Origin of the sequence: Pseudomonas monachiensis, assembly GCF_047345015.1 — a bacterium.
Lineage (GTDB): Bacteria > Pseudomonadota > Gammaproteobacteria > Pseudomonadales > Pseudomonadaceae > Aquipseudomonas > Aquipseudomonas monachiensis.
In genome coordinates this window covers 3978393-4003424 of record NZ_CP178857.1, presented here as the reverse complement: position 1 = coordinate 4003424, position 25032 = coordinate 3978393, and the positions used below count along the sequence as shown (strand labels likewise).

The 25032-nt window shown below is 60.7% G+C and carries 22 protein-coding genes; 7 read left to right on the top strand and 15 right to left on the bottom strand.

All coding sequences use genetic code 11. The annotated features are described in order from the left end of the window. The first annotated feature begins 30 nt into the window (after positions 1–30). Entirely contained in the window at positions 31–735 is a 705-nt protein-coding gene (locus ACMDB8_RS18030) for a YebC/PmpR family DNA-binding transcriptional regulator (RefSeq protein WP_056724042.1), read from the top strand. A 118-nt stretch (positions 736–853) separates the two neighbouring features. Here ACMDB8_RS18030 and ACMDB8_RS18025 read toward each other — a convergent pair whose 3' ends face one another. The 4 genes from ACMDB8_RS18025 to ACMDB8_RS18010 form a co-directional block, all read right to left on the bottom strand. Then, positions 854–2167, bottom strand: a complete 1314-nt coding sequence (locus tag ACMDB8_RS18025; RefSeq protein ID WP_223542427.1) for a leucine-rich repeat-containing protein kinase family protein — start codon at positions 2165–2167, stop codon at positions 854–856. A gap of 125 nt (positions 2168–2292) precedes the next feature. Continuing rightward, positions 2293–3417 (bottom strand): cell division protein ZapE, encoded by a 1125-nt coding sequence (gene zapE / locus ACMDB8_RS18020; protein ID WP_056724046.1) that lies wholly within the window; start codon positions 3415–3417, stop codon positions 2293–2295. Between the two features lie 156 nt (positions 3418–3573). Then, complete coding sequence (locus ACMDB8_RS18015; RefSeq protein ID WP_409078855.1) at positions 3574–4326, bottom strand: anti-sigma factor family protein; 753 nt, start codon at positions 4324–4326, stop codon at positions 3574–3576. After that, on the bottom strand, positions 4323–4829 hold the full coding sequence (locus tag ACMDB8_RS18010; protein WP_056724050.1) for a sigma-70 family RNA polymerase sigma factor: 507 nt from the start codon (positions 4827–4829) through the stop codon (positions 4323–4325). The genes ACMDB8_RS18015 and ACMDB8_RS18010 overlap by 4 nt, the downstream gene beginning before the upstream one ends. A gap of 163 nt (positions 4830–4992) precedes the next feature. Between ACMDB8_RS18010 and ACMDB8_RS18005 the strand changes: the two genes are divergently transcribed. Beyond that, complete coding sequence (locus ACMDB8_RS18005; RefSeq protein WP_409078854.1) at positions 4993–6078, top strand: catalase family peroxidase; 1086 nt, start codon at positions 4993–4995, stop codon at positions 6076–6078. Next, entirely contained in the window at positions 6075–6620 is a 546-nt protein-coding gene (locus ACMDB8_RS18000) for a cytochrome b (RefSeq protein ID WP_056724053.1), read from the top strand. The genes ACMDB8_RS18005 and ACMDB8_RS18000 overlap by 4 nt, the downstream gene beginning before the upstream one ends. Before the next feature lie 102 nt (positions 6621–6722). Here ACMDB8_RS18000 and ACMDB8_RS17995 read toward each other — a convergent pair whose 3' ends face one another. Together ACMDB8_RS17995 and ACMDB8_RS17990 are read right to left on the bottom strand one after the other, a co-directional pair. Further along, entirely contained in the window at positions 6723–7874 is a 1152-nt protein-coding gene (locus tag ACMDB8_RS17995; protein WP_056724055.1) for a M14 family metallopeptidase, read from the bottom strand. A gap of 485 nt (positions 7875–8359) precedes the next feature. Continuing rightward, the gene (locus tag ACMDB8_RS17990; protein ID WP_056724057.1) at positions 8360–8701 is read right to left on the bottom strand and encodes a DUF6124 family protein; all 342 of its coding nucleotides are present in this window, start codon (positions 8699–8701) and stop codon (positions 8360–8362) included. Between the two features lie 129 nt (positions 8702–8830). On the opposite strand from ACMDB8_RS17990, the gene ACMDB8_RS17985 reads away from it, so the two are divergent. Next, a complete protein-coding gene (locus ACMDB8_RS17985) occupies positions 8831–9478 on the top strand; it encodes a LexA family protein (RefSeq protein WP_056724059.1) in 648 nt (215 codons plus the stop codon). 39 nt (positions 9479–9517) lie between these two features. On the opposite strand, the gene ACMDB8_RS17980 is transcribed toward ACMDB8_RS17985, so the two are convergent. The 4 genes from ACMDB8_RS17980 to ACMDB8_RS17965 all read right to left on the bottom strand — a co-directional run bounded on the left by ACMDB8_RS17980 (position 9518) and on the right by ACMDB8_RS17965 (position 15184). Continuing rightward, positions 9518–11473: an acetyl/propionyl/methylcrotonyl-CoA carboxylase subunit alpha gene (locus tag ACMDB8_RS17980; RefSeq protein ID WP_409078853.1), complete on the bottom strand. Its 1956-nt coding sequence runs from the start codon at positions 11471–11473 to the stop codon at positions 9518–9520. After that, positions 11473–12285, bottom strand: coding sequence for a gamma-carboxygeranoyl-CoA hydratase (locus tag ACMDB8_RS17975; protein WP_056724063.1), 813 nt, complete (start codon positions 12283–12285; stop codon positions 11473–11475). The genes ACMDB8_RS17980 and ACMDB8_RS17975 overlap by 1 nt, the downstream gene beginning before the upstream one ends. A gap of 115 nt (positions 12286–12400) precedes the next feature. Beyond that, entirely contained in the window at positions 12401–14008 is a 1608-nt protein-coding gene (locus ACMDB8_RS17970; RefSeq protein ID WP_056724065.1) for a carboxyl transferase domain-containing protein, read from the bottom strand. A 12-nt stretch (positions 14009–14020) separates the two neighbouring features. Beyond that, entirely contained in the window at positions 14021–15184 is a 1164-nt protein-coding gene (locus ACMDB8_RS17965) for an isovaleryl-CoA dehydrogenase (RefSeq protein ID WP_056724068.1), read from the bottom strand. Positions 15185–15390: 206 nt separating this feature from the next. Here ACMDB8_RS17965 and ACMDB8_RS17960 point away from each other — a divergent pair, with 206 nt between their 5' ends. Then, entirely contained in the window at positions 15391–17085 is a 1695-nt protein-coding gene (locus ACMDB8_RS17960; RefSeq protein ID WP_223542108.1) for an AMP-binding protein, read from the top strand. 665 nt (positions 17086–17750) lie between these two features. Here ACMDB8_RS17960 and ACMDB8_RS17955 read toward each other — a convergent pair. The 3 genes from ACMDB8_RS17955 to ACMDB8_RS17945 form a co-directional block, all read right to left on the bottom strand. Continuing rightward, positions 17751–18650 carry a hydroxymethylglutaryl-CoA lyase gene (locus ACMDB8_RS17955; protein WP_223542109.1) on the bottom strand — a complete coding sequence of 300 codons (900 nt, stop codon included), beginning with the start codon at positions 18648–18650 and terminating at the stop codon, positions 17751–17753. A gap of 143 nt (positions 18651–18793) precedes the next feature. Next, entirely contained in the window at positions 18794–19195 is a 402-nt protein-coding gene (locus ACMDB8_RS17950) for a MerR family transcriptional regulator (protein ID WP_046037804.1), read from the bottom strand. 150 nt (positions 19196–19345) lie between these two features. After that, positions 19346–20281: a LysR family transcriptional regulator gene (locus ACMDB8_RS17945; protein WP_223542110.1), complete on the bottom strand. Its 936-nt coding sequence runs from the start codon at positions 20279–20281 to the stop codon at positions 19346–19348. Positions 20282–20445: 164 nt separating this feature from the next. On the opposite strand from ACMDB8_RS17945, the gene ACMDB8_RS17940 reads away from it, so the two are divergent. Further along, the gene (locus tag ACMDB8_RS17940; RefSeq protein WP_223542111.1) at positions 20446–21675 is read left to right on the top strand and encodes an acyl-CoA dehydrogenase; all 1230 of its coding nucleotides are present in this window, start codon (positions 20446–20448) and stop codon (positions 21673–21675) included. A gap of 82 nt (positions 21676–21757) precedes the next feature. On the opposite strand, the gene ACMDB8_RS17935 is transcribed toward ACMDB8_RS17940, so the two are convergent. Next, a complete protein-coding gene (locus ACMDB8_RS17935) occupies positions 21758–23098 on the bottom strand; it encodes a substrate-binding domain-containing protein (RefSeq protein ID WP_409078852.1) in 1341 nt (446 codons plus the stop codon). A 141-nt stretch (positions 23099–23239) separates the two neighbouring features. Continuing rightward, on the bottom strand, positions 23240–24052 hold the full coding sequence (gene xthA / locus ACMDB8_RS17930; RefSeq protein ID WP_056724077.1) for an exodeoxyribonuclease III: 813 nt from the start codon (positions 24050–24052) through the stop codon (positions 23240–23242). A gap of 309 nt (positions 24053–24361) precedes the next feature. Between xthA and ACMDB8_RS17925 the strand changes: the two genes are divergently transcribed. Next, entirely contained in the window at positions 24362–25012 is a 651-nt protein-coding gene (locus ACMDB8_RS17925; RefSeq protein WP_056724079.1) for a GNAT family N-acetyltransferase, read from the top strand. The last annotated feature ends 20 nt before the right edge of the window (positions 25013–25032 follow it).

Here is a 25032-nt window from a genome sequence, read left to right as displayed (position 1 = left end):
CCACAGATGCCACAGATAAGAGAGTGAGAAATGGGCGCACAGTGGAAGGTTAAACACAAAGAAGCGGCAGCTAATGCCAAGGGCAAGATCTTCGGCAAACTGGTAAAGGAAATCACCATTGCTGCGCGTAACGGCGCTGATATTGCTACCAACGCGCACTTGCGCCTGGTGGTTGAACAGGCCAAGAAAGCTTCGATGCCCAAGGAAACACTGGATCGCGCCATCAAGAAAGGCGCGGGCCTGCTGGGCGAAACCGTGCAGTACCATCGCGTGACCTATGAAGGGTTCGCCCCGCATCAGGTACCGTTGATCGTTGAGTGCGTGACCGACAACATCAACCGCACCGTCGCCGAGATCCGCGTGGCGTTCCGCAAGGGCCAACTGGGGGCTTCCGGTTCGGTGGCCTGGGACTTCAACCATGTCGGCATGATCGAAGCGTCGCCGGACACCCCGGACGCCGATCCGGAGATGGCCGCCATCGAAGCCGGTGCACAGGATTTCGAGCCGGGTGAAGAGGGTGCAACCCTGTTCCTGACCGAGCCGACCGACCTCGACGCGGTACAGAAAGCCCTGCCGGAACAAGGCTTTACCGTGCTGTCGGCCAAACTGGGCTACCAGCCGAAAAACCCGGTCACCGGCCTGAGCGATGAGCAGATGGCGGAAGTCGAAGCGTTCCTCGAAGGCCTCGATAACCATGACGACGTGCAGGATATGTTTGTCGGGTTGGCGGGTTGACCTGATTTGCCAGTGACACCGTCTTCGCGAGCAAGCCCGCTCCCACATTAGATCGCGCCTGGCCGGGCAACTCGATCAACTGTGGGAGCGGGCTTGCTCGCGATTGACCGCGCAGCGGTTACAGACTTTCCAATTGCCGCACGACTTCGCTGAACCCAGGCCGCGCCAGCACTTGCGGCTGACAGCAACGCCGCTCCAGATCCTCCAGCACTCCACGCAGTTCATCGCTCAACCCCGAGTCGATTCGCGCGAGCAATTCCCCCAGCAACACCCCGAACGCCCGCACTTCGATCCGTTGCAAGGCACGGCTTTCCAGACTGTCGGAAATTTCGTGGAACGACGCCGCGCCAAAGTCCCCCAGCAAGCAGTCACCCTGCTCATTCCACAGGATATTGTGCCCGTAGAGATCGCCGTGGGTGATGCCATGGCCGTGCAGGTGTTCGGCCACCGAGGCAATGCCCGAGGCAATGCGCAGCGCCACCGCGGCACTCAAGCGCAGGTCGTCGGGGTAGATGTCGCGGCTGCACGACGCCAGGCTCGGCAGGCTGGCGAGGTTGCGAAAACTCGGCGGGATCAACTGCATGACCAACCCGGCGGTTTGTTGCGGGTGATCGACAATCCGCCCTTCGACGCGAATCAGGTTCGAATGCAACCCGGCGGTGATGCAGGCGTTCATCTCGTGCAGGGGCGAGCCATCGCTGGTCATTTCACCCTTGTAGAGCTTCACCGCAACTGGCGTGGACGGTTGGTCGGCCGGTTGCCAGACGGCCTGATGGATCACCCCGGACGCCCCTTCGCCGAGCTTTTTTTCCAGGTGCAATGCCGACCAGTCAATGCGCGGTGTGGCGTCGAGGGCGGCGGCATCGGCTTCGGTTTCCAGCGGGTTACCGGCATAGGCCAGCCAGGTCAGGCTCGGCAGCGTCAGTAGCCATTGTGGCAAGTCGGTGAACTGGTTGGCGGCTATGCGGATCAGCTCCAGCCGATGACAATTGTGCATCGACTCCGGCAACCCCCGCAGGCGGTTACCGGCAAGCATGAGTTTTTGCAGGTATGGCCGCTCTCCCAACTCGCTCGGCAGCGTCTCGATGCAGTTGTCGGTCAGGATCAGCCAGCGCAGCAGCGGTGGCAGTGCCGCTGCGGGCACGTGGGCGATGCGGTTGGCCTTGAAGCCGATCATCGTCAGTGCGGCGCATTGGCCAATACAGGCCGGCAACTCGGTGAAACGGTTATCGGAGCAGAACAGCACGCGCAAACGGGTCAGGCGATGCAAATCCTCTGGCAGCGCGCTCAGGGCATTGCCGCTGAGGTTGAGCACTTCCAGCGAATCCGCCAGATCGAAGATCTCCCGGGGAAACTCGGTCAGGCCTTCGGCCAGATCCAGCCGCGTGATGCCCGACAACTCGCCGGCGCGCAATTGAGCAAGGGTGTGCATGAACAGATTCGCCATTAACCAAAGGGAGGGCGCGGGGCCCTGGAAATGGGCGACATGATACCGGGAAAGATATGGGAGCGAGCCCGCTCGCGAAAGGGGCAGTCAATGCAACAAAAAAACATCGATCAGACCGGTTCGCTGACTTCGACCAGTTGCCCCAATCGGCTGCGGGTGCGTGCCAGATCAATGGCATCGCCACCCAGGCTTTCGCGCAATGAGTGCTGCCCGAGCAACGTCAGGTGCTTGTCCTGGTCGTACAGTACGTCGATGAGATTGATAAACCGCTGCTGGGCGGCAATCGTGCAATCGCCCAGCAGTGGCAGTTCATCGATGATCCAGCGGTCGAACTGGCGGCACAGTTCCAGATAATCCATCACCGCCGTGGGCTGATCGCACAACTCGGTGAAGGTAAAACCGATGCCGCGCCCTTCGCACAAATGCGCTCGCAAATGCCGGGTACCCACCGGCAACGAAACAGGCGGGGCATTGCGCATGGGCAGGTTCAGCGATTGTCGTTGCGCCACGCTCGCCGGCCAGACGTAGTGACCTTGAGTGAACAATTGATGCGCATGGTGTCGGGCCTGGCTGCGATAGTCGTGGGGCCCGCCGACTTCCATCACCTGCATGCGCGCATTGATCAGGTCGATCACCGGTTTGAAGCGTGCGTGGTACAGCGGATTGGGCAGCAGGCCTTCGGGTGGGTAATTGGAGGTGACCAGCAACAGGATGCCGCGCTGGAACAGTGCCTTGAACAACCGGGTGATGAGCATCGCATCGCCGATGTCATGCACATGGAACTCGTCGAAACACAGCACCTGGCAATTGCTGAGCAGTTCATCGAGGGTGATCGCCAGGGCGTCGGCCTGTTCGCGGTGCTTGAACATGCCCTGGTGCAGTTGAGCGAAAAACTGATGGAAGTGCAGGCGTTGTTTCCGCGCAAGGGGAATGGCCCGGAAAAACCCGTCGAGCAACCAGCTTTTGCCGCGCCCCACGGCACCATGCAGGTAAAGGCCCGGAAGGGGTTTGGCCGCAGTGCCCATCAGCAGGCAGGCATGCCGGGCCATGCAGTCGATCACCCGCTGTTGGCTGTGACTGAGGGTGTAGCCCTGGGCATGGGCCTGATGGCGAAAGTAGTCGTGGATGACTTGGCCTGCCGCGCCGCTGCCGGCAGCCGGTACCTTGCCGAGAAGGCGACGCAACGTTTGCCAGCGCGATTTGATTGGCGAACGGTTGGGCGGGCGAACGGCCACTGGGATATCACCTCTGGTGTGCGGGCAGGCTCTTTGTGTTGCGGCGCCATAGTGTAACCAGAGCAGGGAATCTGCTTCCAGCGGTGTCGGCATTGGTGGGCCACCGTCACGGGGTTCCAAAGGAACGCCGCAAACCCTGTGGGAGCGGTGGTGTGATCAGAATTGAGCGGTCTGGTTGAGCAACCGCGCCGCCGCCGTATCCGCCGGGCTGACCATCGCATAGTTGTAGCCACTTCCCGACCAGTACTCGGCCTGCAATTCGCCATCACTGCGACTGCCCCTGGGCAGCAGGAAGTTTTTCGGCCCTGGCGGGCGCACATAGAAACTGATTTTCTGCCCGTCCTGGTTCTCGTAGACCACCATCGCCGCAGGGCCTTGCTCGGTACTCAGCAAGCGTCCGCTGGCCGGCTTGAACCCGGCACCAGAGAGGTCGGGCAGGCGATTGGCCTGGGTGAAGTAGCGGTCGAGCCACCCCTGCATGTCGCCGTCGTCGCCGACTTTGTAATCCGCCGGCAGGAGGCCTTGCTGGGCAATCAGGCGATAGGCCTGCAGGGCATCGGTCATTGGCAGCTGGGGATTCGCGAGCGTCATCTCCCGCGCTTGCCAACCGCTGAAACCACCGACGCTGACGGCGATGAGCAACAGCGCGGCACTGGCCAGGTTCCGACGGGATTGGCGTTTGAGGCGCTGGCGTATCACCGCCGGATCAAGGTCCGGGTTCGAGGGTTGTTGCAAGGCACCACTCAGGGCTGCGCGCAGTGTCTGGGCATCCTGTTGCCAGGCGCGCACTTGCGCGGCCACCTGCGGGTCAGTGGCCAGAAAAGCCTCCACCAGGCGTCGGTCGACGTCGCTCAGTTGGTGGTCGACGTAGGCGTGCAGGTCTCGTTCGCTGGGGGGCAAGCTGATCATTTGAGTCTCCGCAGGGAAGGGCGGTTGATTTCGCCATCGCTGAGTTGGCGCAGGGCCTGGCGAGCCCGAGACAGGCGGGACATCACGGTGCCGGTGGGGACGTCGAGAATCTCGGCGACCTCTTTGTAACTCAAGCCTTCCACCGATACCCAGAGCAGCAGCGCGCGTTGCTCGGTGGGCAGTCGGTCGAAGGCGTTGAGGGTCGATTGGGCAATCACGGTGCGCTCCACCGAGGGCTGGGCATCGTCACGCCCGGTGAAGAAATCGAGCATGCGCGCATAGCGCCGGGAGCGGCGGTGCGCATCGAGAAACTGTCGATAGAGAATCGAGAACAGCCAGGCGCGCAAGTCGCCCTCGGCGCGTTTGCCAGCCCAACTCGACAGCGCCCGCTCCAGGCTCGCCTGCACCAGGTCGTCAGCGCTGCTGGTGTTGCGTGTCAATGACACGGCAAACCGCCGCATTCCGGGAATGATTTCTCTGAGTTGTTCGTCGATATCGTTCATGAAGTTCTGGCTAGTCACTACGCTGGACTGTGGACCAGGAAGACGCCCGGCATTCGAGGTTATTCCACGTCAGAAAAAATAAAAACCGCGCGTGGGAATAAACCTGCGCGGGGTTCGTCTGCTTGATTCTTCTTACTTGTGGCCGATGGCCCTGGAGTCTTTCATGGTAGATCGATCATCACCGCCAATCCGGCCACCCTTGAGTGCGGCGAGCCTGACGATGCGTCTGGCCGGCATTGCCGTGGTCGTTGCCGCCGTGGCTGGGGCTTTCGCCTACGTCAACGGCACCTTTGACCCACAGCGCCTGACCCCGAAGAAACTGATCAACGTGCTGGAAACCAACAATGGCGTGCATCCGGGTTTCCGTCGCAACCATTCCAAGGGCGTGTGCGTGATCGGGTATTTCGAGAGTAGCGGCGAGGCCCGCAGCTTTTCCACTGCCCAGGTGTTCAACGAAGCGCGGACGCCGGTGGTCGGGCGTTTCGCTTTGCCGGCCGGCAACCCTTACGCGCCGGACAGTGCCGTGCCGATCCGCAGCATGGCCTTGCGCTTCACCCAGGCCAACGGCCAGCAGTGGCGCACCGGGATGAACAGCATGCCGGTGTTCCCGGTGGGCACGCCCGAGGCGTTCTATCAATTGCAGCAGGCGCAGTCGCCGGACCCGGCTACCGGCAAGCCGAACCCGACCGCGGTTCCCGCGTTTTTCGGTGCGCATCCGGAAGCCGCACCGTTCCTGGCCTGGATCAAGACCGCCAAGCCGTCAGCCAGTTACGTCACGGAGACCTATAACAGCGTCAACGCGTTTTATCTGGTGAGCGCCACCGGACAACGCCAAGCCGTGCGCTGGAGCATGGTGCCGGTGGCTCAAGATGCGCCGGGGGCTACGGCGCCGCAGGGGAGTGACTTCCTGGAGAAAGACCTGGTTCAGCGTATAGCCGCAGGACCGTTGCGTTGGCAGTTGAACATCATCCTGGCCAATCCCGGCGATCCAGTGAACGATGCGAGCAAAGCCTGGCCCGAAGGGCGCAAGGTGCTGAACGCGGGCACCCTGGTGCTGGAAAAAACCCAGCCGCAACTCAATGGCGAATGCCGAGACATCAACTACGACCCATTGGTATTGCCCGCTGGCATCGAAGGGTCCGACGACCCATTGCTCGCCGCTCGCTCAGCCGGTTACGCCAATTCCTACCTGCGTCGCACCAGCGAAGTCAGCCAGTTGCCCGCCGCCAAACAGGAGGCCCAGCAATGAGCACTCAATCCAACCACTTCGCTCCATTGGCACGTCTGCTGCACTGGCTGATGGCGCTGATGATTATCGCCATGCTGTTTATCGGCGCGGGCATGGTTGCCTCGGTCTCCGAGCGGCATGAATGGCTGATTCATCTGCACAAACCCCTGGGCGTCGCGATCTTGCTGCTGGTGATCGTGCGGCTGGTGGTGCGCTTCTCCACCACGCAACCACCATTGCCGGCGGATCTGCCGGGTGTGCAAGTACTCGCGGCCAAGGCTTCGCATGTCTTGTTGTATGCGTTGATGCTGATCTTGCCGCTGCTGGGCTGGGCGATGATTTCGGCATCGGGCGAGCCAGTGATGCTCAGCAGCTCGTTGCAGCTGCCATCGATTGTGCCGGCCAATGCACAGGTGTTTGCGTTCTTGCGCAAGGCCCATGGGTATCTGGCGTATCTGTTGTTTCTGACGGTGTTGCTGCATCTGGCGGCCGCGCTGTTTCACGGCTGGGTGCGTCGTGATGAGGTGCTGGACAGCATGTTGCGGGGCAAGGATCGCGGATAATAGCCGGGAAAAAAAGATCGCAGCCTGCGGCAGCTCCTACAGGGAAACGCATTCCAATGTAGGAGCTGCCGCAGGCTGCGATCTTTTCATCTTAAAGGGCAATCAACGCAAGGTGTCGACCATATCCGCAATGGTGGTGAGTACATCCTTGCCCAGCTGCTTCGAGCGCTTGCCCGACCAGCCCGTCAACGGATTCGGATGATCGTCGTGGTCCTTGAACGGCATTTCCAGGGTCAATGACAGGCAGTCGTACTTCTGCCCCACACTGTTGCAGGCCAGTGTCATGTTGGCCTGGCCCGGTTCGTCGCGGATGTAGCCGTGCCTGGTCTGGAAGTCCTTGGTGGTGTGCTTCAAATGGTTGCGGAAGTGTTCTTCGAGTTTTTCGATCCGGGGTGTGTAACCCGGATTGCCTTCGCAAGCGGCGGTGAACACGTGAGGGATTTCCTCGTCACCGTGCACGTCGAGGAACATATCGACGCCATACTTTTCCATCTGCTGCTGTACGAAAAAGACTTCCGGGCTGATTTCCTGGCTGGCGTTCTGCCAGGCGCGGTTCAGGTCCTGGCCCATGGCGTTGGTGCGCAGGTGACCGTGGAAAGCACCATCCGGGTTCATGTTTGGCACCAGGTACAGGTCGGCGCTGGCCAGCAGCTTGTTCAGCACCGGGTCGTCGTGCTTTTCCAGGCGTTCAATCACGCCTTCCATGAACCACTCGGCCATGTGTTCGCCCGGATGTTGCTGGGCGATGATCCACACTTTGCGCTGGCCTTCGGCGCCGGTGCCTTTGCGCAGTAACTGGATGTCGCGACCTTCGACACTCTTGCCGGTGGCCAGCAGTTCGGTACCGGCCTTGGTCAGCGCCTGCTCGATCAGCCAGTCGTGGCGACCACGGCTGTAGGGTTCGAAGTAGGCGAACCAGGCATGGGTCTGCTCGGCTTCGAGGCTGAAGCGCAGGCAGTCGCCTTCGAAGATGGTGGGTATGCGGAACCAGTTGACGTGATCGTAGGACGCCACCGCCTGATAGCCGGTCCAGGCCTTGTTGTAGGAGGATTGGCTGGCATTGTTCAGGCGAAACCAGTGCTCCTGGCCGACATGCAGGCCGCTGGCCTTGAAGTGGAACCATTGGAAATGGTTGCTTTTGGTATCGGGGCGGATCGCCAGCAGGGGCCTGAGTGGATCGCTGACGTCGATCACCTGGATGTTGCCGCTGTCGAAGTTGGCACTGATGTCGAAAGAGGATTTAGCCACGGCCATAATCGGGTCCTGAATATGATTTTTATGGTGGCTACTTTACACGCAAGAGTGGGGTGAAACCGAGGGGAATTGCGGGGTGTGAGGGTGGGGGCGTCCTCCTTGACGCCGCCGCAGCTTAGAGACTGTGCGACTGATTCTCAAGTGCTATCTGTCGCTGGTTTGAACCAATGATGCCGGGCTTCTCTTGCCAACTGGAATTCTTTTGATATCATCCGCGCCATCGAATTTGCGGTACCCAAAGACTTCATTAGCCTGAAGCCAAAGCCAGGAAAAACTGGCAAAAAAAGACCCGGCAAAAAGCCGGGTCAAAAACCGTGATTAGCCTGATGAGGAGATAGTCCAGGAGACCGACCTAAGGTCACCTGGTCCATCGACTGATCTCGCGATCAGTTGATGCAATAATAATCATTCTCGTTTACAGGTCAAGCGTTTTCACCTGCGCGACAGGAAAATTCTTTCCTGTCCTCTCGATTCGCCTTCTCGCCTCAACCGTTTTCATACTTCTCCAGCGATCGATCGACCATCGCCTTGGCCATGTCGATCATGTGCACCGTCGAAAACGCCAGGTCGCGGCTTGCGCCTTGCAGGTGACTGGCGGACTCGTACGCGGTGGCGGCAGCACAGCGCAACAGGTCCAGGGCATGGACCAGCGCCTCTTCGCCGCTGATATTGCGATTCACATCAAAAAAGCGCGGCTCGGTCACTTCCTCCGAAATAGCTGGTTTCAAGTAATAGTCCAGCGCGCGTTGTGCCGCCGCAGAGTCCAGGGGCGAGGTGAAGGTATTGTCGATTTGCATGTCCGGGCGGTCATTGGTGGGTTGGTTCATGGCGATGGCAAGCTCCGTGTTAGATTCAGATCCGTGGATCGATCCTAATACGAACTGTATTTGTGACGACAATTTAAATACTACATTTTGTGTTTTGATGGCTGGAGTCGCCCACGTATCGTGCCGCACATGGATAAATGGATTGAATTGGTCAAGGCCAAGATGAGTGAACTCAAAATCACTCAAGAGATACTCGCCGAGCGCCTCGGGATGTCCCAGGGCGGTATCGGCCACTGGCTCAATAAACGTCGTGAACCCGGCATCGACGACATGAACCGTGTGCTGCGGGCGCTGGGCCTTGAGTTTCTCGAGGTGGCGCTGGTGATCCGGGAGCCGCAGGCGTCAACGGACGACGAAATTCCCCTGACACAGAAGTACAATCCGTACTTTCGCTACCCGGTCAGTGACTGGCGAGAACCTGCCGTAGTGCGCGACGGCGAGGTCCCGGCGTACGGAAAAGGACACTTTGAACTGTCCGATTACCACGCCCGGGGGCCGGCATTCTGGTTGAGAGTGGCAGGCGATGCGATGACCGCACCCAATGGCATGAGCATCCCGGAAGGCATGCTGATCCTGGTGGACCCGGCCGTGGAAGCCGAGCCTGGCAAACTGGTCATTGCCCAGTGGCCGGACAGCACCGAAGCCACGTTCCGCAAGCTCATCGAAGAGGGCGGGCAGCGTTATCTGGTCCCGCTCAATCCGACGTATCCGAAAGCCTTGTACACCGAAGAATGTCGAATCATCGGCGTAGTGGTTCAGGCAACAGCCAGGTTCTGATCAGATCGGTCCTCGCGGTGCGTAGGACCGATCTTCATTTCATGCTTCTTCCAGTTCGACCAGTGCACTGCCTTCGCTGACCATTTCGCCTTCCTGGCAATACAGCGCCTTGATCACCCCGGCGTGGGGCGCGCGGATGCTGTGCTCCATCTTCATCGCTTCCAGTACCACCAGTTGCGCCCCGGCCTCGACCGATTGCCCGGCCTCCACCAAGACACGGACGATGCTGCCGTTCATGGGGGCGGTCAGCCCGCCCTGATGGCTGTGGCTGGCCTCGACGGCGCTGATCGGGTCGTAAGCCTCGATGCGACGCAATTCGCCATCCCACTGCAAATACACCTGTTCGCCACGGCGTATTGCGCGGTGTTGACGTCGCACACCCGCCTGCTCGGTCAGCAGATGCTCGCCCTTGAGCAGAGCATTGTGGGCATTGATGTCGCCCAGCGTCAGGGCCCGGTCCTGGCCTTCACAGCTCAGGTGAAGGGTGATTTCTCGCGGCAAACCAGCCCGCAGGCCGTTACCCACCGCCCATGGCGAACTCGGGTCGTCGGCGCGGGTGGCAGGCGGCTGGCTCTGGGCAAACGCCTGGGCGGCGGCCTGCCAGAAATCGTCGCTGAGTTCCGCAGGGGCCGGCAGCAACTGCTCCTGATAGCGCGGAATGAAGCCGGTATCCAGTTCGGCAGCAGCAAATGCCGGGTGACCGATGATGCGCCGCAGGAAATTGATGTTGGTCTTCAGCCCGCCGATGGCGAATTCATCGAGCATGCCAAGCAGGCGCAAACGTGCCTGTTCACGGTCTTCGCCCCAGGCAATCAACTTGCCGAGCATCGGGTCGTAGAACGGCGAGATCTCGTCGCCTTCTTCAACACCGCTGTCCACTCGGCGCCCCGGCCCCTGGGCTGATTCGCGATACAGTTCCAGGCGACCGGTCGCCGGCAGGAAATCATTGCCGGGGTCTTCGGCATACAGCCGCACTTCGATCGCGTGGCCCACCAGCGGCACCTGATCCTGAGTCATCGGCAAGGCTTCGCCCCGTGCCACGCGAATCTGCCAGGCCACCAGATCGAGGCCGGTGATGGCTTCGGTGACCGGGTGTTCGACTTGCAGGCGGGTGTTCATCTCCATGAAGAAGAACTCGCCGCGCGCATCCAGCAAAAACTCCACGGTGCCGGCACCGACATAACCGATGGCTTGCGCCGAACGCACGGCGGCTTCACCCATGGCCCGGCGCAACTCCGGGCTCAGGCCTGGCGCCGGGGCTTCTTCGACGACTTTCTGGTGGCGGCGCTGAATCGAGCAGTCACGTTCGTTGAGGTACAGGCAGTTGCCGTGCTGGTCGGCGAACACCTGTATTTCCACGTGACGCGGCTTGAGCAGGTATTTCTCCACCAGCATCCGCGAATCGCCGAACGACGATTGCGCCTCACGCTGGGCCGAGGCCAGGGCTTCGGCCAGTTGGCTGACGTCCTCGACCACTTTCATGCCTTTGCCACCGCCACCCGCGGTGGCCTTGAGCAGCACCGGGTAGCCGATGCGCTCGCAGGCGGCGCGGAAGGTTTTCAGGTCCTGGGCTTCACCGTGATAACCGGGCACCAGTGGCACGCCAGCGGTTTCCATCAAGGCTTTGGCGGCAGACTTGCTGCCCATGGCGTCGATGGCCGAGGCGGGCGGGCCGAGGAATATCAGGCCGGCGTTTTCGATGGCGCGGGCGAACCCGGCGTTCTCCGACAAAAAGCCGTAGCCGGGGTGAATCGCCTGGGCACCGCTGGCCTTGGCGGCGGCGATCAGTTTGTCGATCTGCAGATAACTGTCGGCGGCTTTGCTGCCACCCAGGTCAACCCGAATGTCGGCTTCGCGGCTGTGCCGGGCGTCACGGTCGGTTGCGCTGTGCACGGCCACGGTAGTCAGGCCCAGGGCCTTGGCGGTACGCATTACCCGGCAAGCGATTTCGCCACGGTTGGCCACCAGCAGGGTGGTGAGGACAGGTGCGCTCATCAACGGGGCTCCTTGGTGGTTTCGGCTTGCCAGCTCGGCGGACGTTTTTGCAGGAAGGCGCGCAGGCCTTCCTGGCCTTCGGGGCTGACGCGGATGCGGGCGATGGCGTTTTCGGTGTAGCGGCGCAACGCCGGGGTCAGTGAGCCGTCGCCGACTTCACGCAACAGGTCCTTGCTGGCGCGCATTGCGGCCGGACTGTTGAGCAGCAGGTTGTCGATCCACTGCTCGACTTTCTGTTCCAGCTCGGCACTTGCATAGCTCTCTGACAACAAGCCGATTTCCCGGGCCCGTTGCCCGCCGAAGCGCTCGGCGGTCAAGGCATAGCGACGGGTCGCGCGCTCGCCAATGGCTTGCACCACGAACGGGCTGATCACCGCCGGCGCCAGGCCGATGCGCACTTCCGACAGGCAGAACTGCGCGTCATCGGCACCGATGGCCATGTCGCAGCAACTGATCAGGCCCAGCGCGCCACCAAAGGCTGCGCCTTGTACCACCGCCAGGGTCGGAATTTTCAGTTTGGCCAGGTTGTACATCAACTCCGCCAGTTCCCGGGCGTCATCGAGGTTGGTGGCGTAATCGAGCTCGGCCGATTGCTGCATCCAGGCCAGGTCAGCGCCGGCGCTGAAATGCTTGCCGCGACCGCGCACGATCAGGAACCGCAGGCTGGCATCGCTCGCGACTTTGTCGAGGGCGAGGATCAGTTCGCGGATCATTTCGGCGTTGAAGGCGTTGTTCTTTTCTTCGCGGCTGAGCCACAGCGTGGCAAAACCACGGGGGTCGGTCAGCAGTTCGAGGGTGTTGAAGTCGCTCATATTCGTCCGTCTCCACGGTCCTTGTGGGAGCGGGCTTGCTCGCGAAGAACGATAACGCGGTGCATCAGATGAACCGCGGCGAATCCTTCGCGAGCAAGCCCGCTCCCACAGAAAATCACATCCGGAACACGCCGAAGCGGCTCGGTTCGATTGGCGCGTTCAACGACGCGGACAAGGCCAGGGCCAGTACGTCGCGGGTCTGGGCCGGGTCGATGACACCGTCGTCCCACAGGCGTGCGCTGGAATAGTAGGGGTGACCCTGTTCTTCGTACTGGTCGAGGATCGGTTGCTTGATCTCGGCTTCCTGCTCGGCGCTGAAACCCTGGCCGCTGCGTTCGGCCTGCTCGCGTTTGACCTGCACCAGCACGCCGGCCGCCTGTTCGGCACCCATCACGCCGATGCGCGCATTCGGCCACATCCACAAGAAGCGCGGATCGTAGGCGCGGCCGCACATGCCGTAGTTACCGGCGCCGAAACTGCCGCCGATGATCACGGTGAACTTCGGCACCTTGGCGCAGGCCACAGCGGTCACCAGTTTCGCGCCGTGCTTGGCGATGCCGCCGGCCTCGTACTTCTGGCCGACCATGAAGCCAGTGATGTTCTGCAGGAACAGCAGCGGGATGCCGCGCTGGCAAGCCAGTTCGATGAAGTGCGCGCCTTTCTGCGCCGCTTCAGCGAACAGGATGCCGTTGTTGGCGAGGATCGCGATCGGGTAACCGTGCAGGTAGGCAAAACCGCAGACCAGGGTTGTCCCGAACAGCGCCTTGAATTCGTCGAACACCGAACCATCCACCAGCCGCGCAATCACTTCGCGCACGTCGAACGGTTGCTTGGCATCGGCCGGGACCACGCCGTACAACTCGTCGCTGCTGTAGAGCGGGGCGATGGGTGTGCGTTGCTGAACCTCACCTTGCTTGCGCCAGTTGAGGTTGGCGACGCTGCGGCGGGCCAGGGCCAGGGCGTGTTCATCGCTCTCGGCATAATGGTCGGCCACCCCGGAAATCTTGCAGTGCACATCGGCCCCGCCGAGGTCTTCGGCACTGACCACTTCACCGGTCGCGGCTTTCACCAGCGGCGGACCGGCGAGGAAGATCGTCGCTTGCTCGCGGACCATGATCGCTTCGTCGGCCATCGCCGGGACATAGGCGCCGCCAGCAGTGCAGGAGCCCATGACCACGGCAATCTGCGGAATGCCCATGGCGCTCATGTTGGCCTGGTTGAAGAAGATCCGCCCGAAGTGCTCGCGGTCCGGGAACACTTCATCCTGGCGCGGCAGGTTGGCGCCGCCAGAGTCCACCAGGTAGATGCACGGCAGGCGGTTCTGTTGGGCGATGGTCTGGGCGCGCAGGTGTTTTTTCACCGTCAACGGGTAATACGAGCCACCTTTGACCGTGGCGTCGTTGGCGACGATCATGCATTCGACGCCTTCCACACGGCCGATCCCGGCAATCACGCCAGCGGCGGGGACGTCTTCGCCATACACCTCGTACGCCGCCAGTTGGCTGATCTCCAGAAACGGCGAACCCGGATCGAGCAGGCGGTTGATGCGCTCGCGGGGCAGCAGTTTGCCCCGCGAGGTGTGGCGTTCCTGAGCCTTCGGGCCGCCACCTTGCGCCACTTGGGCGAGCAGGGTGTGCAACGCGTCGACCTGCTTGAGCATCGCCGCGCTGTTGGTGGCGAACTCCGCTGAACGAGGGTTGAGCTGGGTATGCAGGGTAGCCATGGACAGCTCCGTTTAGCGGGTTTCGTTGAACAGTTCGCGACCGATCAGCATGCGACGGATCTCACTGGTGCCCGCGCCGATTTCGTACAGCTTGGCGTCACGCAACAGGCGACCGGCCGGGAATTCATTGATGTAGCCGTTGCCACCGAGAATCTGGATCGCGTCGAGGGCCATTTGCGTGGCGCGTTCGGCGCTGTAGAGGATCACGCCGGCGGCGTCCTTGCGGGTGGTTTCGCCGCGCTCGCAGGCCTGGGCCACGGCGTACAGGTAGGCGCGGCTGGCGTTGAGCTGGGTGTACATGTCGGCGACCTTGCCCTGGATCAGCTGGAATTCGCCGATGCTTTGGCCGAACTGCTTGCGGTCGTGGATGTACGGCACGATCAGGTCCATACAGGCCTGCATGATCCCGGTCGGGCCGCCGGACAGTACAACGCGCTCGTAATCGAGGCCGCTCATCAGCACCTTCACGCCGCCGTTGAGCACGCCGAGGATGTTTTCTTCCGGCACTTCGACGTCATCGAAGAACAGCTCGCAGGTGTTCGAACCGCGCATGCCGAGCTTGTCGAACTTGTTGCTGCGGCTGAAGCCTTTCCAGTCGCGTTCGACGATGAAGGCGGTGATGCCGTGGGGGCCCTTTTCCAGGTCGGTCTTGGCGTAGATCACGTAGGTGTTGGCGTCCGGACCGTTGGTGATCCAGGTCTTGCTGCCGTTGAGCACGTACTTGTCGCCGCGTTTGTCGGCGCGCAGTTTCATCGACACCACGTCGGAACCGGCATTTGGCTCGCTCATGGCCAGGGCGCCGATGTGCTCGCCGCTGATCAGCTTGGGCAGGTATTTGGCTTTCTGTTCGTGGTTGCCGTTGCGGTTGATCTGGTTGACGCACAGGTTGGAGTGCGCGCCATAGGACAGGGCCACCGAGGCCGAGCCACGGCTGATTTCTTCCATCGCCACCACGTGGGCCAGGTAACCCAGGCCGGCACCGCCGTACTCTTCCGGCACGGTAATGCCCAGCAGGCCCATGTCGCCGAATTTGCGCCACAGGTCGGCGGGGAACAGGTTGTCGATGTCGATCTGAGCGGCGCGCGGGGCGATCTCTTTGGCGACGAAGGACTGAACCTGATCGCGCAGCATGTCGATGGTTTCACCGAGGGCAAAGTTCAGGGATGGATAGCTCATGGGTCACCTTTTGGCTTTTTTTGTAGGGCGGGGAGGGCCGTGATTTGGTTCTCACCTTTACGTTAACGTAAGCCTGTGACGAATGGCTGTCAATCACCCTTTACGTTAACGTCAACTTGAGCGAGAGTAGAGCCAGTTCAAGATAGAACGCGGACCTACCCTGTGGGACCGCCGGTAGCCCATAAATAAAGACAATAGGGGTCGTCATGGATCAACCCAGTGCAAGCCCGCAACGCAGTTACACCCGTGGTTCCCAGGACAAAGCCTTGCTGGCGATGACCATCGGCCAGGCATTCGACAACACGGTTGCGCAGTACCCGGACGGGGAGGCGCTGGTGGTGCGCCATCAGCAGCTGCGTTACACCTGGCGGCAATTGGCCGAGGCCGCGGACCTGCACGCCAGAGCATTGCTGGCGCTGGGGCTGCAAGCCGGGGACCGCCTCGGCATCTGGGCGCCGAACTGTGCACAGTGGTGCATCAGCCAGGTTGCCACCGCGAAAATCGGCGTGATCCTGGTCAACATCAACCCGGCGTATCGCAGTTCCGAACTCGAATACGTGTTGAAGCAGTCCGGCTGCCAATGGCTGGTATGTGCCGGGGCCTTCAAGTCCTCGGACTATCACTCGATGCTGCAAGGCCTGGTGCCGGAGTTGGCGGAGCAATCCATCGGCAAGTTACAGAGCGGGCGGTTGCCGGAGTTGCGTGGCGTCATCAGCCTGGATGCACAGCCGCCGTCGGGGTTCCTGCCATGGTCGCAACTGGCCGATCTGGCGGGCAGCGTGACGGTCGAGCAACTGCATGAACGCCAGGACAGCCTGCATTTCGATCAGCCGGTCAATATCCAGTACACCTCCGGCACCACCGGTTTTCCCAAGGGCGCGACCCTCAGTCACTACAACATTCTCAACAACGGTTACATGGTCGGCGAAAGCCTGGGCCTGACCGCCGCGGATCGCCTGGTGATCCCGGTGCCGCTGTATCACTGCTTCGGCATGGTCATGGGTAACCTCGGCTGCATCACCCATGGCAGTACGATGATTTACCCGAACGACGCGTTCGATCCGTTGCTGACCCTCGGCGCCGTGGCCGAAGAAAAAGCCACCGCGCTGTACGGCGTACCGACCATGTTCATCGCCATGCTTGACCAACCGCAACGTGCCCAGTTCGACCTGTCGAGCCTGCGCACCGGGATCATGGCGGGTGCGACCTGTCCTATCGAGGTGATGCGCCGGGTCATCAGCGAAATGCACATGAGCGAAGTGCAGATTGCCTACGGCATGACGGAAACCAGTCCGGTGTCGCTGCAGACCGGTCCTTCAGACGATCTGGAACTGCGCGTGACCACGGTCGGCCGCACCCAGCCGCAACTGGAAAGCAAGATCATCGACGAAGCGGGCAACCTGGTGCCACGTGGCACCATCGGCGAGCTGTGCACCCGCGGTTACAGCGTGATGCTCGGTTACTGGAACAACCCCGAAGGCACGGCAGACGCCATCGATCAGGCAGGATGGATGCACACCGGTGACCTGGCAAGCATGAACGACGAGGGTTACGTGTGCATTGCCGGGCGCAACAAAGACATGATCATCCGTGGCGGTGAGAACATCTACCCACGGGAGCTGGAAGAGTTTTTCTTCACTCACCCGGCCGTTGCCGACGTGCAGGTGATTGGCATTCCTTGCTCGCGCTACGGCGAAGAGATCGTCGCCTGGATCAAGTTCCACCCCGGCCACAGCGCCACCGAGCAAGAGCTGCAAGCCTGGTGCAAGGAGCGCATTGCGCACTTCAAGACGCCGCGCTACTTCAAGTTCGTCGAGGAATTTCCGATGACGGTGACCGGCAAGATCCAGAAATTCAGGATGCGCGAGATCAGTATCGAGGAGCTCAAAGCGATACGGTAGGAGCTGCCGAAGGCTGCGATCTTTTAGGGTTGGCGAAGGTCAAGATCAAAAGATCGCAGGCTGCGCCAGCTCCTACAAGGTTGTGATTCTCTTGGAGATCTCAAACGCCAGACAGCACAAAGGGGAGCCGAAGCTCCCCTTTAATTTTCGTTGCGCGTGCTCTTTTTTTATTATTGAGGGTCGGTCTGTTTTTGTTTTTGGCAACCGTTGCCCTTTACCGCTGTTTTTGGCGATCCCCATTCGGGATCAAGAGCAAACGTATTTTTTTGAGCGCTGATCTACTTTCTCGCTGAGCGATCCAACCAGTACGGGAGCTACCTGAAGGTAGTTTTATTATTCTCTGTCCGGTTGCGGGTAACTCCGAAAAGCACCCTGAAAAGCACATCTTCTCCAAAAAAATCTGTTAGCTGCGTCTCTGCCGTGTTGTTTTTGTTATGTCAGAGTCGTTACGTCTTGTTTTTATTAGGTTTGCCGCAATTTTTTTATTCTTGTTATGCGATAGATATAGCAGGAGGCATGCCAACTTTTTAAAAGACTTTAAAATCAAAGGCTTGGAAAATTGTAGGGTTTTTCGCCTCAGGCAAAACCCTACAATTTGTTTCCGTGTTACTCGCTTGCGCCCACGTTTCGGACACAGCGGTAACACCCGGACACACACAGCGTACTCACTGTGCGCTGCGAGCCTTGGCCACGCGGGAACCGGTAGGGCGACCCAGGACCGTGCAAATCTGCTGACCGGCGAGCATCAAGGCGTCGAGGTCGATTCCGCTGTCGATGCCCAGGCCGTTGAGCAGGTAAACCACGTCTTCGGTGGCGACGTTACCGCTGGCGCCCCTGGCGTAGGGGCAACCGCCGAGACCGGCGATGGAACTGTCGAACACCGAGATGCCTTCCAGCAGGCTGGCATAGATGTTGGCCACAGCCTGGCCGTAGGTGTCGTGGAAGTGCCCTGCGAGTTTCTCCCGGGGCACATCTTTCGATACCACTTCAAACATCCTGCGGGTTGCGCCAGCGGTGCCGGTGCCGATGGTGTCCCCCAGCGAGACCTCATAGCAGCCCATGGCATACAACTCGCGGGCGACCACGGCGACCTGCTCCGGGGCGACGCTACCTTCATAGGGGCAGCCCAGCACACAGGACACATACCCGCGCACGGTTACGCCATGTTGTCTGGCGGCGTCCATGATCGGCCCGAAACGCTCCAGGCTTTCGCTGATCGAGCAATTGATGTTGCGCCGGGAAAACGCCTCGGACGCCGCCGCGAACACTGCGACTTCCTTGACCCCGGCGGCGAGGGCATCTTCGAAGCCGCGCAGGTTGGGGGCGAGCGCACCGTAGACCACGCCCGGTTTGCGCTGGATCTGCGCGAAGACCTCGGCGGAGCCGGCCATCTGCGGCACCCACTTGGGCGAAACGAAACTGCCGACTTCTATATAGCCGAGCCCGGCTGCGGTCAGCGCATCGACCAGTTGCACCTTGTCGGTAACACTGATGGGTTGGGCTTCATTTTGCAGGCCGTCGCGTGGGCCGACTTCGACAATGCGTACGTGGGTGGGGAGGGACATAAGAGATTCACCTGTAGTCATGGTGAGTGGGAATCTAATGTGGGAGCGGGCTTGCTCGCGAAGGCGCCGGGTCAGTCGACATCAGTGTTGAATGACAAACCGTTTTCGCGAGCAAGCCCGCTCCCACAGGGAATTGTGTCGGGTTACTGAACCGATTCCTGGCTTTTGAGCGTCTGCTCCAACGCCTGCACGCAGCGTTCTTCAGCGGTATCAAGCTCGAGTTTCATCTGTTCGATGTCGAGCATTTGCTGTTCAAGCTGCTCCCTGCGCTCGCTGATTTTCGCCAGCATGCTGTGCAGTTGCTTGGTGTTACCGCTGGACGGGTCGTAGAGTTCGATCAGTTCGCGGCATTCCGCCAGTGAGAAACCGATGCGCTTGCCCCGCAGGATCAGCTTCAGGCTGACCTTGTCGCGGGGCGAGTAAATGCGTTCCTGGCCACGGCGCTCGGGGCTGAGCAGGCCTTGCTCTTCATAAAAGCGAATGGCGCGGGTGGTGATGTCGAGCTCGCGGGCGAGGTCGGAAATGCTGTAGGTCTGGCTGCTCATGGGCGCGCTCGCAAAAGGTCATGGCGTTAAGCTAATGTCAGGTTGACGTTTACGTCAAGGGGCGAAAAAGGATCGCAGCCTGCGGCAGCTCCTACAGGAAAATGCATATCCATGTAGGAGCTGCCGCAGGCTGCGATCTTTTGAACGGCTTTACACCGTTTTAGTGTCGAGCTTTTTCTCCTGCGCCGTCACCTGCTGGCACAACTCGATCATCTGCTCGCGCATCCAGCGGTTTGCCGGGTCCTGGTCGGTGCTTTCGTGCCAGTAGAGGTGGGTTTCCACCGGCGGCACGTCGTTGACCGGCAGATTAAAGGCGTGCAGATCGTTACGGCGGGCAAAGCGTTCCGGCACGGTCATGACCATATCGGTCTGCTGCATCACCTGTGATGCCATCAGGTAATGCTGGGAGCGCAGGGCGATCTTGCGCTGGATGCCCATCTTGCCCAGCGCCAGGTCGACATAGCCGAGGCCGCTGCGGCGGCTGGAAATATGGATGTGGGTCAGGCCCAGGTAATCATCCAGCGTGAGTTTCTCCTTGCCCGCCAGCGGATGCCCCTTGCGCATGGCACACACGTAGCGGTCCTCCATCAACTTGACGTGACGCACCTGCGGGTCGGTGTTGAGCGGCGCATCCACCGCAAAGTCGAGGCGACCGGCCGCCAGCTCCTTGGTGGTTTCCCGGCGTTTGGACAGGAAACTTTCGATGATCACCGCTGGCGCCAGGCGGCGCAGGCGCTGGAACAGCGGCGGCAGGATCACCGCTTCGGTGAGGTCGGTCATGCTGATGCGATAGGTCTTGACCGCTTGCTGCGGGTTGAAAATACGGCTTTCCTGCACCGACACGCGCAGCAGCGAGAGCGCGTTGCGCACCGGGCCGATGATGTTCTGCGCCATGGGTGTGGGCACCATGCCTTGGGCGGTGCGCACGAACAACGGGTCGTTGAAGGTCTCGCGCAACCGGGCCAGAGCGTTCGACACCGCTGGCTGGGTAATGCCCACAATCTGCCCGGCACGGGTCAGGTTGGCTTCGGTGTAGATCGCGTCGAAGACGATGAAAAGGTTGAGATCGACCTTGCTCAGATTCATTACGCGGCTCTCTTATTGTGTGGGCGGACTGACCGTGACGATCAGTCGATCATATATCGGTGATGAATGTTTATACACGCCGAGAATAGGCTAGGTAAATTATCAACGCTGTTCTAGCATCGATACATGACCTAAACAACCTCCCCCAAGAAGGTATCTCGCTCATGGATTTCGCTTATTCGCCCAAGGTTCAGGAACTGCGTGAGCGCGTAACAGCGTTCATGGACACCTACGTCTATCCCGCCGAAGCCGTGTTCGAGCGTCAGGTCGCCGAGGGCGATCGCTGGCAGCCGACGGCGATCATGGAAGAACTCAAACTCAAGGCCAAGGCCGAGGGCCTGTGGAATTTGTTTCTGCCTGAGTCCGAGCTTGGCGCCGGCCTGACCAACCTCGAATACGCGCCATTGGCGGAAATCATGGGCCGTTCGCTGCTCGGGCCAGAGCCGTTCAACTGCTCGGCACCCGACACCGGCAACATGGAAGTGCTGGTGCGTTACGCCAACGAAGAGCAGAAACAGCGCTGGCTCGAACCCTTGCTGCGCGGCGAGATCCGCTCGGCGTTCGCCATGACCGAACCGGACGTAGCGTCCTCCGACGCCACTAACATGGCCGCCCGTGCCGTGCGCGATGGCGACGAGTGGGTGATCAACGGCAAAAAATGGTGGACGTCAGGTGCTTGCGACCCGCGCTGCAAGATCCTGATCTTCATGGGCCTGAGTAATCCCGACGCACCGCGCCATGCCCAGCACTCGATGATTCTGGTGCCGGTGGATGCGCCAGGCGTGAAGATCGTGCGTCCGCTGCCGGTGTTCGGATACGACGATGCGCCTCATGGTCACGCTGAAGTACATTTCGAAAACGTGCGGGTGCCGTACGAAAACGTCCTGTTGGGCGAAGGACGCGGCTTCGAAATCGCACAAGGTCGCCTTGGCCCTGGCCGGATTCACCACTGCATGCGTTCGATCGGCATGGCCGAGCGCGCACTGGAACTGATGTGCAAGCGCTCGGTGAGCCGTACTGCGTTCGGCAAGCCTCTGGCACGTTTGGGCGGCAACATCGACAAGATCGCCGACTCGCGGATGGAAATCGACATGGCACGTCTGCTGACGTTGAAAGCGGCGTACATGATGGACACTGTCGGCAACAAAGTGGCGAAAAGCGAGATCGCGCAGATCAAGGTCGTCGCGCCGAACGTGGCGCTGCGGGTGATCGACCGGGCGATCCAGATCCATGGCGGGGCAGGGGTTTCAAACGATTTCCCGCTGGCCTACATGTACGCGATGCAGCGCACCCTGCGCCTGGCCGACGGCCCGGACGAAGTGCACCGTGCGGCGATCGGCAAGTTCGAAATCGGCAAATATGTGCCGAAGGAGATGATGCGCAGCGGGAATTAAGAAAAGCTAAAAGTTCGCAGCCTTCGGCAACTCCTACAGGATATGCGTACATCTGTAGGAGCTGCCGAAGGCTGCGATCTTTTCAATACACCCAAACCTCAACCCGCCGATTCTTGATCCTTCCCTCATCGGCGCTATTGGCCGCCACCGGCATTTCGGCACCGAATCCGCGAATTTCGCGAAACACCACGCCGCTCTTCACCAACTCCCGTCGTACCGCCATGGCCCGCAGCTTCGAGAGCAGATCGGCGCGCGTCGGGTCGCTCTTGGCATCGCCAAAACCCACCAGTGTCACTTGCCCGGACATTTTGTCTTGCTGCTTTATATAGTCGAGCACTCGCGTCAGGTCTTGCCGCGCCTTGTTGTCCAGGCTGGCACTGCCTTCTTCGAAGCGAAAATTCACCGACAACCGTTGGGCATGACGACTGAGGGACTGGTATCCCTCGGGCATCAACGTATTGGGGGTAACGGCCATGGCCTGGACGGTCTGGGCAATAAACCCGTTGGCGGCGACAATCGCTTGCCCTTTGCTGCTTTGGGTATATGCCACCAGCGCTTGGGCCCAGGGATTTTTTTCCGTCGGTGGCAGGTAAAAGAACAACCGACGGGACAGCGGATAATCTTCGGTGGCAATCAGGCTGTTGAGCGGCGGCATGGCTTGTGATTGACCGTCGATAATGGCCACGGCCTTGGCTTGGCGCACGTAGGGCAAGCCGATAAAACCGATGCCTTGCGGGTCTGCGCTGACCGCATCGGACAGTTGCTCGCTGGACTCGAAGCGTTTCGCCGCGCTGCCGAGGGTTTTCCCACGGCCGCTAAGGACCAGTTCCTTGAAGGTGTCGTAGGTCCCGGACTGATCATCCCGCGCGTACAGATGAATCGGCCCGCCGCGACCGCCGATGTCTTCCCAGGACTTCACCTCGCCACTGAAAATGCGCGCCAGTTGCACGGTGTCGAGTTGGTTCAGCGGATTGTCCGGGTGAAGGATGATCGCCAGGCCATCGATGGCGATGACCTGTTCGGCGCTCGGGCTTTTCAGGTCGCCGAGGGATTGCAGGCTGGCCAGTTCGCTGTCCTTGATCGGGCGCGACGAGGCGGCCAGATCGGCGCTGGCTGTTTTTAGTGCGGTGAAACCGGTACTTGAACCGTGGGCCGCCACTTCCACCACGATCCGACGGCCCTGAACGGTTTCGCCAACGATGCGCAGTTCGTTGGCGGCGTTCGGGGTTTCCCGATGGATCTTGCGCAGGCCCTGTTCACTGAGCAGGCCCTCGACCAGCGCCGGTCCCAATGCCGCGCCGATGGTGTTGGAACCCTGAATCCGCAGCACCGTGCCGTGTTCGGGTGTCGGCAAGTCGCCGGCCGAGGCCGCTTGCGACAAGCCTGTGCACAGCATCATCAAGAACAACACGCGCAGCATCATGCCGGCACCTTACATAACCAAAGGAGGTGTCGGGAGATTAAGTCAGTAAGGTTTCCGAAAGATGACAGTCAAAAGATCGCAGCCTGCGGCAGCTCCTACGGGCATATGTAGGAGCTGCCGCAGGCTGCGATCTTGTGTTATTTAGCTCAATTCAAGCCAGATCGGCGCATGGTCCGAAGGTTTTTCCATGCCACGCAGTTCGTAGTCCACACCGGCGGCCTTCACCCGTGGCAGCAAGCCGTGGGAGGCGAGGATCAGGTCGATGCGCAGGCCGCGCTTGGGCTCGTCTTCGAAGCCACGGCTGCGATAGTCGAACCAGCTGAAGGTGTCGCTCACGTCCGGGTTCAGGTGACGGAAACTGTCCACCAGGCCCCAGTTCTTCAGGCGGGCCATCCACTCGCGCTCTTCCGGCAGGAAGCTGCATTTGCCGGTTTTCAGCCAGCGCTTCATATTGTCCGGACCGATGCCGATGTCGCAGTCTTCCGGGGAAATGTTCACATCGCCCATCACCACCAGCGGCTGGTCGTTCTTGAACTGGCTTTCCAGCAATTGCTGCAAGTCGCCGTAGAAGCGCTCCTTGGCCGGGAACTTGGTCGGGTGGTCGCGGCTTTCGCCCTGTGGGAAATAACCGTTCATGATGGTCACCGGCACACCGTTGGCGTCGGCGAAGGTGCCCCAGATGAAGCGCCGCTGGGCGTCTTCTTCATCGGTGGCAAAACCTTTATGCAGGGCCAGGGGCTCCTGGCGCGAGAGCAGGGCGACGCCGTAATGGCCTTTTTGCCCGTGGAAATACACGTGATAACCCAGGGCCTGCACCTCGGCCAGCGGGAACTGTTCGTCGTGGACCTTGGTTTCCTGCAAGCCGATCACATCGGGCTGGTGCTTTTCGATCAGCGCCGCCAGCTGATGGGGACGGGCACGCAGCCCGTTGATGTTGAAGGAAACGATCTTCATGGTCGGCAGTCCTGGCAAAAGGGCGATGCTAGCTGACATGTGGGAATCGGGCCAGTGTGGGGTGAGGGGATTCGGCTGTGCCTGTCAGTTGTGTATGGGCAGTGATGGCCCTTTCGCGAGCAAGCCCGCTCCCACAAAAGCAAGGCCGGCTCATCACCTGTGGGAGCGGGCTTGCTCCGGGCGGCGTTCCGACGAAGGCGATTACATTGCCTACACTCATTTCGGATCTGTAAGGAACTGTGTCAGCACCGACAGGCTCGTAACAACAAGAGCGCAGCCGCCCGAGCTGTGCTGGGGAGATCAACCGTCATGCCCGAAACCTCGACCGCCATCGCCGATATTCACATGCTCGACAGCGGTTACGCCCGCGAAGCGCGTTCGCTGCTGTACCAGGCTTATCGACACGAGCCGACCTTCGGCTATCTGTTCGAAGCCGAGCGCCCCGGCTATGAACAGCGGGTTCGCGCCACCGTGCGCGAACTGGTGAGCCAGCACTTTCTCCAGGACCTGCCGGCCATCGGCCTGCTGGTCAACGACCGCCTGATCGGCATCGCCCTGATCGCACCGCCGCAACGTCGTCTCGGCGTCACCGAAAGTTGGGCCTGGCGCCTGCGCATGGTGCTCAGCACGGGATTTCGCTGCACCCGTCGCTACCTCGAATATCACGCTGCCGTGGAGGCCTGCGTGCCGAACGAATCGGTGCACGTCCTGCCGTTGCTGGGGGTTCATCCACAGTTCCAGGGCAAACACTTCGGCGAACAACTGTTGCAAGCCGTGCACAACTGGTGCGCCGTGGATGAAAACTCACAGGGCGTGATCCTCGATACCGGGAACCCTCGCTACCTGGAGTTCTATAAGCGCCAGGGCTATCAGGAAATTGGTGAAGTTGCCGTAGGACCGATTCGCGAGCACGTGTTTTTTCACCCCAATCCCCAGGTGTTACATACTGCAACCGCTTGATCGGCGAACTTTCCGGGTAA